This is a genomic window from Phycisphaerae bacterium, from assembly GCA_017999985.1.
Taxonomy (GTDB): domain Bacteria; phylum Planctomycetota; class Phycisphaerae; order UBA1845; family Fen-1342; genus JAGNKU01.
The window spans coordinates 475,122-487,847 of record JAGNKU010000001.1; the positions used below are offsets into that span (position 1 = coordinate 475,122).

At 66.5% G+C, this 12,726-nt stretch carries 12 protein-coding genes; 4 read left to right on the forward strand and 8 right to left on the reverse strand.

The window, feature by feature from the left end:
* The first annotated feature begins 64 nt into the window (after positions 1-64).
* Positions 65-721, forward strand: coding sequence for a response regulator transcription factor (locus KA383_01855; protein ID MBP7744846.1), 657 nt, complete (start codon positions 65-67; stop codon positions 719-721).
* 263 nt (positions 722-984) lie between these two features.
* On the forward strand, positions 985-1,479 hold the full coding sequence (locus KA383_01860) for a VOC family protein (protein MBP7744847.1): 495 nt from the start codon (positions 985-987) through the stop codon (positions 1,477-1,479).
* Positions 1,480-1,683: 204 nt separating this feature from the next.
* On the opposite strand, the gene groL is transcribed toward KA383_01860, so the two are convergent.
* The 8 genes from groL to nrdR form a co-directional block, all read right to left on the reverse strand.
* On the reverse strand, positions 1,684-3,309 hold the full coding sequence (groL, locus tag KA383_01865) for a chaperonin GroEL (protein ID MBP7744848.1): 1,626 nt from the start codon (positions 3,307-3,309) through the stop codon (positions 1,684-1,686).
* Positions 3,310-3,474: 165 nt separating this feature from the next.
* Entirely contained in the window at positions 3,475-3,771 is a 297-nt protein-coding gene (gene groES, locus KA383_01870) for a co-chaperone GroES (GenBank protein ID MBP7744849.1), read from the reverse strand.
* A 331-nt stretch (positions 3,772-4,102) separates the two neighbouring features.
* Complete coding sequence (locus KA383_01875; GenBank protein ID MBP7744850.1) at positions 4,103-4,561, reverse strand: hemerythrin domain-containing protein; 459 nt, start codon at positions 4,559-4,561, stop codon at positions 4,103-4,105.
* 213 nt (positions 4,562-4,774) lie between these two features.
* Positions 4,775-6,070 carry a hypothetical protein gene (locus tag KA383_01880; GenBank protein ID MBP7744851.1) on the reverse strand — a complete coding sequence of 432 codons (1,296 nt, stop codon included), beginning with the start codon at positions 6,068-6,070 and terminating at the stop codon, positions 4,775-4,777.
* 208 nt (positions 6,071-6,278) lie between these two features.
* Positions 6,279-8,072, reverse strand: a complete 1,794-nt coding sequence (locus tag KA383_01885; GenBank protein MBP7744852.1) for a hypothetical protein — start codon at positions 8,070-8,072, stop codon at positions 6,279-6,281.
* 571 nt (positions 8,073-8,643) lie between these two features.
* Entirely contained in the window at positions 8,644-9,237 is a 594-nt protein-coding gene (locus KA383_01890; GenBank protein MBP7744853.1) for a hypothetical protein, read from the reverse strand.
* A gap of 298 nt (positions 9,238-9,535) precedes the next feature.
* A complete protein-coding gene (locus tag KA383_01895) occupies positions 9,536-10,141 on the reverse strand; it encodes a hypothetical protein (GenBank protein MBP7744854.1) in 606 nt (201 codons plus the stop codon).
* Positions 10,138-10,647 (reverse strand): transcriptional repressor NrdR, encoded by a 510-nt coding sequence (gene nrdR / locus KA383_01900; GenBank protein MBP7744855.1) that lies wholly within the window; start codon positions 10,645-10,647, stop codon positions 10,138-10,140. The genes KA383_01895 and nrdR overlap by 4 nt, the downstream gene beginning before the upstream one ends.
* Positions 10,648-10,854: 207 nt before the next feature.
* On the opposite strand from nrdR, the gene KA383_01905 reads away from it, so the two are divergent.
* Both KA383_01905 and lipA read left to right on the forward strand, forming a co-directional pair.
* Positions 10,855-11,760 (forward strand): MBL fold metallo-hydrolase, encoded by a 906-nt coding sequence (locus tag KA383_01905; GenBank protein ID MBP7744856.1) that lies wholly within the window; start codon positions 10,855-10,857, stop codon positions 11,758-11,760.
* A gap of 40 nt (positions 11,761-11,800) precedes the next feature.
* Entirely contained in the window at positions 11,801-12,706 is a 906-nt protein-coding gene (gene lipA / locus KA383_01910; protein MBP7744857.1) for a lipoyl synthase, read from the forward strand.
* The last annotated feature ends 20 nt before the right edge of the window (positions 12,707-12,726 follow it).

The window sequence follows — 12,726 nt, forward strand, 5'->3', positions numbered from 1 at the left end:
TGAATTGTGCGCGCCGGTGGTGCTCGGTATAGTAGTGGTGCTGAGGAACTGAGGAGACGGGGCCGTGCCGAAGCAGCTTGCGATCCTGATCGCGGACGACCACGCGCTCGTCCGCAAGACCCTGCGCCGCACACTGGAAACCGAGCCGGACCTGTTCGTGGTCGCCGACGTCGCCACGACCGACGAGGCCATCGCCGAGGCGCGCCGCCAAAAACCTGACATCGTCCTGCTCGACGTGGATATGCCGGGTGTGGTGTCATTCGACGCCGCCCGCACTATTCGCAGCGAAAACCCTGCGGTACGCGTCGTGTTTCTCAGCGCGTACTTCCAGGATCGCTACATCGCGCAGGCACTGGCCGTCGGCGCATCGGGCTACGTCACGAAGAACGAGCCGCCCGAAGTGCTCATCCAGGCGATCCGCGACGTGGCGGCGGGGTCCGCGTACTATTCGCCGGAGGTCCGGGCGCGCATCGTGCTCGATGCCAGCGGGCCGGGCCTGGGCCAGGCGGTGCGGGCCCGCGCGGGCGCGCTGACCGAGCGCGAACTGCAGGTGCTGCGATATGTCGCGCGCGGCATGTCCAAACGCGAAATCGCCGATGTGCTCCACCTGAGCGAGCGCACGGTGAACTGCCATTGCGCCAGCCTCATGACCAAGCTGAACATCCACGACCGCGTCGAGCTGGCGCGCTACGCGATTCGCGAAGGCCTGATCGAGGCTTGAAATCCCCTCAATCCGAAACTGCGCACGCGGGCACCGCGCGACCACTGGCGTTGCATTCCTGAATCTTCGCGCACCAAACATGCACCACTTCGACTTGCCTCGCGCCGTCTGACGCATATAGTCGTGATGACGTGTGTGTCGGGCCCATGCACCGCGTCTGGTCGAGCTCTTCACAGCGACGCCCCCGACGGGTGCGTCGTGCCCTGCCGCGCGGTCTCGGTCCGACAGGTTCAGCCAGGGTGTTCGGACAGAAAGGGCAGACCATGACTACAGCGACACAACGCATACCGGAAGGTTTCCACACGCTTACGCCGCACCTCGTGGTGCGTGACGCCGCGGAGGCAATCGCGTTCTACAAGCGGGCGTTCGGCGCGGAGGAATTCAGTCGCATGCCGGGGCCGGACGGCCGCAGCATCATGCACGCGGACCTGAAGATCGGCAGTTCGCACGTGTTCCTGTGCGACGAGTTCCCGGAGATGGGCGCGAAGTCGCCGCAGACGCTGGGCGGCACGCCGGTGACGATGCACATGTACGTCGAGGACGTGGACAGGGTCTTCCGTCAGGCGGTGGCGGCGGGCGCGCAGGTCGTGATGCCGCTGCGCGACCAGTTCTGGGGCGACCGCTACGGCGTACTGCACGATCCGTACGGCCATGCGTGGTCGATCGCCAGCCACGTCGAGGACCTCTCACCGGAAGAGATGCAGAAGCGTGCCGCGGCGGCGTTCGCCGGCGGCGGCTGCGGCGAGAAGCACGGATAGCACGGCGTTCGCGCCGGCGTGGCAGCCAGCGGTTGCTGCCCGAAGATGTCGGGTCGCTACCGCGCCCTATCGTAAGATACGCCGGGGCGCGTCCTGGTGAACCGGCCCCGGCGTCGTGTCTGTTCGTCCTGTCGGGCGATAGGTAGTCGGCGCGGCGCCAACGGCTCCGCGCCAACCGTCTCCCTGCCAAGGAGAGGAGTTACTTTACATCCCCATCCCGCCGCGGCCGGGCATCTTTTCCTCTTTGTCTTCCTTGATTTCGCTGATCGCCGCATCCGTCGTCAGCAGCAGGCCCGCGACGCTGGCCGCGTTCTCCAGGGCGATGCGCTCCACCTTCAGCGGCACGATCACGCCCATCTTCACCAGGTCGCCGTACTCTTCGGTCAACGCGTTGTAGCCGAAGTTGCCCTTGTTCTCGGTCACCTTCTGGCACACGATCGACCCATCCAAGCCGGCGTTCTCCGCGATCTGCTTGATCGGCGCCCGCAGCGCCCGGCGGATGATGTCCACGCCGGTCTTCTGATCGCCGCGGGCCTTCTTGGCGGCCGCGTCGAGCGCCTCGTCGCAGCGCAGCACGGCCACGCCGCCGCCGGGCAGAATACCCTCTTCGACCGCTGCCCGGCAGGCATGCAACGCGTCCTCGACGCGGGCCTTCTTTTCCTTCATCTCGACCTCGGTCGCGGCGCCGACGTTGATCTGCGCCACGCCGCCCGACAGCTTCGCGAGCCGCTCTTCCAGCTTCTCGCGGTCATAATCGCTGGTGGTCGCGTTAATCTCGTTCTTGATGGCCTCGATGCGGCCCTTCACCTTGGTAGGGTCGCCGGCACCCTCGATGATCGTGCAGGTTTCCTTGTCCACGACGACGCGCTTGGCGCGGCCAAGCTCATTAGTCGCGAGCTTCTCGAGGCTGATGCCGAGATCTTCGAATACGGCCGTGCCGCCGGTGAGCGTGGCAATGTCTTCCAGCATGGCCTTGCGGCGATCGCCGAAGCCGGGGGCCTTGACCGCGCAGCACTGCAGGATGCCGCGGAGCTTGTTGAGCACGAGCGTCGCCAGCGCTTCGCCTTCGACGTCCTCGGCGATGACGAGCAGCGGCTTGCCGGCCTTCGCGATCTGCTCCAGCAGCGGCAGCAGGTCCTTCACCGACGAGATCTTCTTCTCGTGGACCAGGATGTACGGGTTGTCGAGCGCGACTTCCATCGACTCCGGCTTGTTCACGAAGTGCGGCGAGATGTAGCCCTTGTCGAACTGCATGCCTTCGACCAGGTCCACGGTCGTCTCGATGCTCTTGCCCTCTTCGACCGTAATCACGCCATCTTTGCCGACCTTGTCCATGGCCTCGGCGATGCGGTCGCCGATCTCCTTGTCCTGGTTGGCGGCGCACATGCCGACCTGGGCGATCTGGTCCTTGCCCTTCACCGGCACGGCCTGCTTCTTCAGCGCGTCGATCACCGCCGACACGGCTAGATCAATCCCGCGCTTCAGCTCCATCGCGTTCGCGCCGGCGGCGAGGTTCTTCAGCCCCTCGTCATAGATCGCTTCGGCGTAGATGGTCGCGGTGGTGGTGCCGTCGCCGGCGTCCTTGGAGGTCTTGCTGGCGACCTCCTTGACCATCTGGGCGCCCATGTTCTCGTAGGCGTCCTCGAGCTCGATTTCCTTCGCGACGCTCACGCCGTCCTTCGTGACGGTCGGCGCGCCGAACGACTTCTCCAGCACAACGTTGCGGCCGCGCGGGCCGAGCGTCACCTTGACCGCCTTCGCCAACTGCCGCACGCCCCGGCGAATCGCCTCGCGGGCTTCCATGTCATACGCAATCTTCTTCGCAGCCATCGACCTCTCCCAATCATTGGACCTGGAGCCAACCCCATCGCGCCGGGGCTCACCGGGCCAGCGATGTCATAAAATATTGTCCCAAAACACGTTAAAGCCTTGCACCACAGCCCGCTCGCGACGCCGCTGTCAAACTGGCAGTCGGCGAAGCGGCGGCCGAGGCATCTAGTCCAGGACGGCGAGGATATCGCTCTCGTCCATGATGATCATTTCTTCGCCGTCGACTTTGACCTCGGTGCCGGCGTAGCTGCTGAACAGCACCTGGTCGCCCTTCTTGACTTGCAAGGCCTGGCGTTTGCCGGTGTCCAGCAGGCGGCCGTCGCCGACGCTGAGCACGGTGCCGCGCTTGGGCTTTTCCTTGGCGGAGTCCGGCAGGACGATGCCGCCGGCCGTTTTCTCTTCCGCGTCCAACCGCTTGACCAGGACTTTTTCCCCGAGGGGCCGGATTGAGACCTTGCTCATACGCTCTCCTTGAGTCTACTAACCGTGTCGCGCCGCTTCACGTGCGGGAGCGGGATTGCCTGTTGGGCTGCCGTGCGCGGCCAAACGGTGCGCGCACCCCGCAGCCGATGGGATCAGCAAACACCGTGCCACGGGCGCGACGGGCTGCCCCCCGGCAAGATTGAACTGTAACTTGCCTTGGGAACGAGTGTTACATGGCACTTCCCGGCACCGGGCGATGGCGCACGGCGTTCGTGTAATGGTCGGCGACGGCCCGCTCGTGTCAGGCGGATGTCAAACTGGCAGGTTGTGAGGGCAGCGACGAAGGGGCGCCCGGGGCCCCGGCTGCGGATCAGTGCCCGCCGAGATCCTGGTTGAAGGCAAACATGACGATCATGTTCTCGCGCTGCTCGTGCTGGGCGACAATGGCCATGAAGCGCTGCACGCGGGCACAGGCGTCGCCGACCAGGACGTGGTCTTCCGGGCGGGTGGCGGCAAGGTCGTTGCGGATGGCCTCGCCCATGCGCAGGAGCTGGCCGTGCTCGGACTGGATCGACTCGACCTGGCGCGCGAGGGTCGGCCGCTCCTTGAGGATGACGCCCAGGTAGCCGTCCTTTTCCTTCATCGCGATGCAGCGCTCGATGTGCGCCTGGAGGCGATCGAACGCGGCGCGCAAGCCGTCCAGCCATTGGGCGCTGTGCATGCTAGGCATGGCGGCGATATGTTCCTTCAGCACCTGACTGAGCTGCAGCAGGGCCTTGTGCTCCTCCTGCAGCCGCAGCCCGAGTTGATCATCCAGGTTCGAACTCATCGCGAATCTCCTTCGCCGCCCGCCACCTCTCAACCTTAGCCGGCATCGCCACGACCAGCGGAGGCCGGCGCCACACTATACGGCACGAGCGGCCAATTTTCACCCTCCCAACGCGCCGCGCTCTGCGCGCCCGACACGCATGCCAAAGGGGCACCGACCTCTGGTCAGTCGCGACAACCCGGGAACCTGTCCCCCACAGTTCCGAGAGTCGCCCTATACGTCGAAGTACAGGCAAAACTCGTACGGGTGCGGCCGGACGCGCAGGGCCGCGATCTCATCGCGACGCTTCTGCGCGATCCATGTGCCCAGCCAATCCGCCGTCAGCACGTCGCCCGCCTGCAAGTACGCGTGGTCGGACTCCAGCGCGGCAAGCGCGGCATCGAGGGTGACCGGCGGCAAACACGCCGGCAGCGAGCCAGGCTCGGTCCGCTGCACGATCCCGTCCAGCGCCGCCAGCAGCAGCGCGCTGCACGCCACGTACGGATTGCAGCTCAAATCGGCGGCCGTGAACCCGATCCAGCCGGCGGCGTCAGCGTCCGCCGGCGCAAACAAAGCGGCGTCACCGCCCGTACCGCCAAGCTCCGCGGCGAGTCGCCGATAGCTGTTTGTTGTCGGACAAGTCAATGCCAGCAGACTTGCGGCGTGCCGCCGCCAGCCCCCGAGCGCCCAACGCCCCTGGTCCGACTGCCCCGCCGTGCCCAGCAGCGGCTGCCCGTCTTTCAACAGCGATAGCCCGATCGGCAAACCGCTGCCGCGCTCGCCGAACAGCGGCTGCGGCATGAACGTGGCGACCTTGCCGTGCCGGGCGGCGACGTTGCGGACGACGTACTTGCAGATCATAAGCCGGTCGGCCAGCCGCAGCAGCGGCGCGGGCTGCAGGCTGATCGTCGCCTGTCCGCCGGTCGCCGGGCCGTGGCGGTGGGCCCGCACCGGCACGCTGCAAGCGCCAAGTGCCGCGACCATCTCGCTGCGCAGGTTCTGCAGGCTGTCGGCGGGCATGAGGGCGCCGTGGCCCTCGCCGATACGCAGTTGCGTGCCGAGATTGTCCGCCTCGTCGCGGCCGCGACGCCAGGCACCCTCGCGCGAGTCCACCTTGTAGCGGGCCGTGTGCAGGCCCTGCTCGTACACCGCCTGGTCGAACACGAAGAACTGCACGTCCGCGGCGCAGTGCGCCGCGTCCGCAATCTTTGACGTCGTGAGGTACCGCTCGGCACGCCGGGCGACCGCCCGCGGATCGCGCGGATCATCCCGCCCAGTGCGCGCATCCCGGCTGTCGCAGAGCAGCGCGAGCGTCGGGTGCTGGCAGAAGGGGTCGAGAAACGCGCTCTCGGCATCGGGCACGAGCCGCCGGTCGCCGCCGCACGCGAACCCCCCGGCGACGCGCGGCGCGGTGAACTCCGCCACCGGGATCGTCACATGCGCACACGCCGCCGGCAGCTCCATGTAACGCAGGTCGACGAACTCGACCTCGTGCTCGCGCGCCAGCTCGACCAGTTCCTCCGGCGTCATCACGGGCTCCTTCTCAGCAGGACCAGCGTGTCATTGTCGGGGGAAACCGGAAAGGCGCCAAACGGCGCCCGATTCGCGCGCAGTCTTCACCGATCCGCAGCACGGCAGCACAGAACCCCCCGCGCCAGCGACGCGTACCGTGGCCGCGGCGAGCCCGCCAGTGCTGTTGCAGCCGGCGCTGCCGGGCGTTGCAGCGTCGTCGCCTCCGTCAGTCTCCGCTGCTCAGCAGCGTGACGAACGGATTGATATCACCGAAACCCAGCGTGAGGTCACCGTTGCAGTCGCCCGCCAGGGGGTCGCAGTCCGGGTATACCGCGTCGTAAGCCCCCGGGTTGGACAAGGCCAGCACGAACGGGTTGATGTCGCCGAAATTCACGGCCTCGTCGCAGTTCAGATCGCCGATCCGGCGCTGGAAGCGGTTGTAGTACGGCGTCGTGCCATAGAAGTAGATCAGCCCGTAGCTCAGTTCGCTGTTATTCGCCGTGTCCCGGGGCGTCCAACTGAGCGCGGTCCATGTGCCGGTCGACACATCGTTGTTGTTCACGCGAATGGCATCATGCCACAGACCAGGGGCGTAGTTCCGACGGTAGCGAATGAGCACGTCGTCCGGCTCGCCGGTCTCGTGCGTGAAAACAATCGCCGTCCCCGCGCCGCCGCGCGCCGTCACGTCGGCCATCTGGTATGGGCCTTCCCCCGCGAGGGGCTCGCCGATGTAGTTGTAGTAATCCCACGTCTCCCCGCCATCGTGCGTGATGAAGTAGCGAATGCCTTGGCCGTTGGTCATGTAAAGCTCATGGGCACAAATGATGTGGTCGTCATAGGCGGAGATGGCGCTCCGGTCGTGGCTGCCGTCGAACGGCGCGGAGGTCGCCTCGCTCCAGCCGGTCGTGGACCGTCGCAGCACGTGCACGCGGCTGTCGGTGCCGATGTAGGACAGGAAGACGTAGTAGGTGGCGAAACCGGGATTCCAGCACAGATCGAGTCCACTGTCCGCCGCGACCCCGGCCGGCGACGTTTCCGTGAACGAAGTCCCGTCGGTCGATTCATCCCACGCAAAGCGCACGCTGTTGTCGCTCTGGCACACGGCATAGTAAATGCGATTGTCGGCGGAATCCGTGTTCGCCGCGAGCTTCGCCTCGGTGATCGTGCTCGGCGTGGCGTCGAAGACGGTGGTGTAGGCGTAGGCGATGTCCACTGCACCCGTGCTCACCAGGCACCGGCGCAGGCGGGCTTCATCGGCGGAGTTGCTGGCGACGTAGCCCACGTACACATAGTCGGAGACCACGACCATGTCGACGCTCACCGCCTGCTGGCCCGCGCCGGCGGACCAGAAATACGTCTCGGCCCATGAGTTGCCGTCGGTGGTCGACTGGTACAGTGCCCAGCCGTTGTTCGCGTCCCATCGCACGACGGCGAAGAGCTTCCCGGTGGCGGCGTCGTAGTCGAGCACAGGGGTATAGCCGCCGGTGCGCGTGCCGATCCGCACGTCAGTGAAGCGGGGCGACGCACCCGCCGGCTGCGGCGTGATCCAGTTTACGCCCAGCGCGACCGACGCGCCGTCGGATTCCAGCCACGCGAGCTTCTCAATCGCCGAGTCATAGTCGCCAGCGTCCCATGCCGCTTCGATCTCGCGCGCGGGCGCGCTCAACAGGTCGCGCGTTGCGGACGGCAGCTCCACCTGAATCTGCGCGTTACGCCGCGTGTCGTCGTCCCAGGCGCGAAGCCGCTCCGCCAGGGAAACGTCGGCCGGCGTCACGTAGCTGACCTGGTCGGGTTGGCTGGCGGCGGCACGCGGCGCGGCCGTATCGACCGCCGCCACCGGCTGCCACATGTCGTTCAGTCCCGGATCCAACAACGTTGCAGTCGGCTTGGGCAGCGACGGGGGCTCGCCCGCAGGGTCGTCCGAGTACTCGTCGGCCAGCGCCTGGTTCACGCCCACCCCGGCGCACAGCATGAGCGCAACGGTCAGGAGACAATCAAAGAGACGTCGATGGCTCGCCATTGAGAAGCTCCTTTGCCCATCCGATCAGGTCGCCGAGCCGCCCCGCCGACCGATTCACCCTTCCGCAGGCATGTGCCGCTGCGGCTCGCTTCCATTGTAATCAACGGCGAGCAGTGTGGTTCCACAAATCTGGGACTGCGCACGGGAAGTGGCCGGCGTACTTGAAGCCGGCATGAAGCCCCGGTGCATGCGCGGAATCGGCGGCCGCAGACCGCGCCAAGCTGCCGCACTGCGGGTCACGGTGGATAATGTGGTCCGATAATGGTCTTTGAGCCCTCTTCTCTACCGGCGAAGTTGGATGCCAGCAGCCTCAGCGCATGCCTGCTCGGGGCCACATCCGCAGATTGCGCTCAAGAAGACTCCTGACCGCCTTTTCGCAAGCGCAGCCAAGCGGGGCGCAGGCAGTCGCGGAGCCATTCGGTCATGCGCAGGCCCCCGCCGCGCGTTTGGCTGCGATAGATGTGCCGCGCGACGTCCTCCGGCAACACCCGCGGACGCCGCCGGGACGCCAGCCACGCCCCCACCAGCCACAGCCGGCTGAGCAGGGCCGCCCGCCGGCGACGCAGTCGCGTCAGCGCTGCACGGCCTGCCGGACGCTGCTGAGCACCTGCTCGGGGGAACGGGATGGAATCGCGGGCTGGCTCCATAACTGCTGTCGCTCAAGAATCGTCTTCGACTCGGCTTGGTAGTTTGATACGTGGCTGACCCCGCCCTCGGCCAAGTCGCCGCCGGCGTACTCCGCCGCCAGCAGCCACTGGGCCATGTCGTCGTCGTACTCGGCCGGGTAAATCAGCGCGGTCACGTAGCGGTAGCGCGCGACCTGGGGGCCCCGGTCGGCCAGGTGGACAAATGCCCGGCACGGCGCACCCTGCTCCCGCGCGAGGTGGGTCAGCGTCGCGAAGTCCTGCCGCGCCGCGGCCAAGTCATCGCGGTTGAAGAACATGCCGCTTTCGAGCTGGAACCGTTCCGGCGAAACGCCTTTCAGCTCCATCTGTCCGTCCGGCGTTGCCCGGACGATACGGTACGCCTTGCCGTGGTGGTACACCTCGTGTTCAAGCAGCAGCGCGACCTCTTCGGCCGTGTACCCGACCGCGGTCCATTCGCCGAAGTCAAAGAGGTACAGGCCGCGGTAGCGTTGCGATTGGTTCAGTTCCGGCAGCTTCATCGCAGACTCCGAGACAGCCCCCCATTATACCGCGCCTTCGGGGATGCCATAGAAAGGGAGCGGGCGAGTCGAGCATGGGCGTTTGGCGGGACTCGACTCGCCCTTCATCAGGGGAACGGAGGTTTATAAGCAGGATTCGCGACGGTTTCGCCGCTCGCACGGTCCGCACCGCCGGACAGGCGAGACACGCCATCCCGTGGCACGCCGCGAACCCCAAGCCATCATGGCAACATCGGTGGACGAACGACTGTTCAAGCCGTGGCGCGACCCAAGCTCAGCGTCCGCCACCGATGGGGTTTCAGGTTCGGTTCTCCTCCTCGGGCTGGCCGGTCCCGACCGGTGGCTCGCACGCGGGTGCCACCTCGCTCGGCACGGGGCCATCGACCAGTCCCCAAGCTAAGACCTCGTTACGCACCAGTTCCGCGAGGAACGGCCGGCTGACGACCCGATAGCCCAGCGCGAAGACCTGCGCTTCAATCTGCCCGGCCATGAAACGCGAAACCGAGTGCCGCAGCCCGTATCGTTTCTGCAGCGAAGCCACCAGCGCGGACTTCCGCCACGGAGCGCCCAGCGCGCCGGCCGGGTGCTCGTCCACGACGCGGATCCGCCGCCGCCGGGACGTCCGGAGCCGACGCTGCGCCGCCAGGTCGTCGGCGACGTCGGGCAGCCCGGTCTGCTGCAGCACGGAGCGCACGCACCGGTAAATGTAGTTCGTGGTCGGCGGGTTCGGCTCCTGCCATTCTTGCAGGTGCATCGCCACTGCCTTGGCCAGGGGCGCGGCTAGGCGCGCATCGTAGGCCCGCCCGCGCATCACCGCGGCCAGGCAGTTGGTGAGCTTCGTCAGGCTGAACCGTTCCAGCGTGCCGTCCTGCTTCGTGACCACGATTTGCCGGGTGCTCTTCACGGAGTGGGCTTGCCCTCGAACAGGTCCTGCTGGCCCGGGATGTCGTGCGCCGAGCGCTCGATCAGATCCTGGGCCTCCTCGATGAAATCACCGACGTCCTCGAACTGTCGATACACACTCGCGAACCGCACGTACGCCACTTTGTCCACTCGCCGCAGCACATCCGCGATCTTTTCCCCGATCGTCTGGCTCGAGACTTCCTTCTCGAACTTGGCGACCAGGTACTCCTCAACTTCGTCAACGACCTGCTCGATCCGCTCCGAGGAGATCGGCCGCTTGTACGCGGCCCGCAGGATGCCCTGCAGAATGTTGTCGCGGTTGTACGGGACGCGCGAGCCATCGCGCTTGATCACCGAGAGCTTGATACCCTCTTCGATCCGCTCGTACGTTGTGAAGCGCCGCCCACACTTCAGGCACCTGCGCCGACGACGAATGCATTGACTGTTGTCCGTGGCGCGCGAGTCAATGACCTTGTCGTCGTCTTCCTTGCAGAACGGACACCGCATGGAGCCCTGGTTCCGATCGCTGCGCACGGCCGTGGGCGACCGCCAAACCCAGCCACACGACCGCCAATGAGCCCGAGATCCCGCACCCGGGTGCGGCATCCACAGGTTGTTGACGCGTGCAGTGTAGACCACAATATGCGGTGTGTCAAACAAAAATGAGGGCCGCGCAAGACTTTCCGACCCGAATTCGGTATAAAGCGCCTCCCCATGGCAGCCCGCTTCGCCGAGTTCGTTCACGGTGACCTCCGCCTGCTCGGCTCATCCCTGGCGGGCGAGGAAACCTGCGTCATCGCGCCCGAGCTGAACCTCGCGTTCGACCTCGGCCGCGCGCCGCGCGAGGCCCTCGGCGTCGATCACATCTTCCTGACGCACGGCCACATGGATCACGCCGCCGGGATCGCCTACTACTTCTCCCAGCGGATGTTCGTCGACAACCAGCCCGGTCACCTGTACGTGCCCGGCGCGCTCGTCACGCCCGTCCAGCGCCTGCTGCGAATCTGGGCCGACATCGATGGCCACGAGCCCCCGGCCAACATCCACGCGGTCGAGCCCGGCACCGACGTGCCACTCCGTAAAGACCTCGTGGTGCGCCCCTTCGAAGTGAATCACCCGTGTCGCCGACACGATCGTTCGATCGTCCCGACGCTCGGTTTCGCCGCCATCGAGGTGCGGCACAAGCTCATCTCCGAGTACCAGAACCTGACCGGACCGCAACTCGTTGAGCTGAAACGACAGGGTGTGGAGATTACGCGACGCGTAGAGATTCCGCTCGTGGCATATTGCGGCGATACGGCGGTCGGCGATTTTCTGGATCTCGACTATGTGAGCGGCGCGAAGGTGCTGCTGCTGGAATGCACGTTCGTCGAGCCCGACCACGTGGAACGCGCCCGGGCCGGGAACCACATGCACATCAGCGATCTGCCGGGCGTGATCCCCCGCTTGCACAATGAGCGGATCGTGCTTACGCACCTGTCACGCCGCACAGCCCTCTCCGTCGCCAAGACCATGTTGCGAAGCGAATTAGGTGCGGCCTGGGACGAGCGGATCTCGTTCTTCATGGAACACCGGCCCCGCACCCGCCGTCGGCCGGCAGACGCGGACGAGTCCGACTGACGAGCGGGCGGCGCGCGCGTAACGCGTTACAATCAACCGTATGGCAGACACGATTCCCCTTCCAATTACGCAGGCCACTCCGCGGCAGCGCCGCCTGCCGCCGTGGTTGAAACGCCCGCTCCCCGCCGGCGAGGCGATGATCGAGACCCGCAAGCTCGTCAACGGGTTGAAGCTCAACACGGTGTGCGTCGAGGCGCGCTGCCCCAACCTGACAGAATGCTGGTCGCGACACACGGCGACCTTCATGATCCTGGGCGACAAGTGCACCCGCCGGTGCCGGTTCTGTGCCGTGCACACCGCCCGGCCGGACCCGGTGGACGACGGTGAGCCGGACCGTTTAGCCGAGGCAGCGGCGCACCTGCGGCTGCGGCACGTCGTCATCACGTCCGTGGCGCGCGACGACCTGGAGGATGAGGGTGCCGGCCACTTCGCACGCTGCATCCGCGCGCTGCGCGCTCGGTTACCGGAGGTGTCGGTCGAGGTGCTCGTTCCGGACTTTCACGCCCGGCGCCAGTGCGTGCAGATCGTCGCGGACGCGGCCCCCGAGGTTTTCAACCACAACGTGGAGACGGTCCCCAGCCTGCACAAACGCGTGCGGCCGCAGGCGAAGTACCCGCGCTCGCTCGAGACCCTGCGCCTCGCCAAGGAGCTGCGGCCGGACATGAAGACGAAGAGCGGCGTGATGGTCGGGCTTGGCGAAAGCCGGGACGAGTTGTTCCAGGTGCTGCGCGACCTGCGGGCGGCGAACTGTGACCTGCTCACGATCGGGCAGTACCTGAAGCCGTCCTCCGGCGATGGGCACGCGCCGGTGGCGCGCTACTACCATCCCGAGGAATTCGAGGAGCTGGCGGCGCGGGCCGAGGAACTCGGCTTCACCGCCGTCGCCAGCGGCCCGTTCGTGCGCAGCAGCTACTTCGCGGAGACGCTGTACCGGAAAACGGATTGACGCCCGAGCGGGCGCAACGG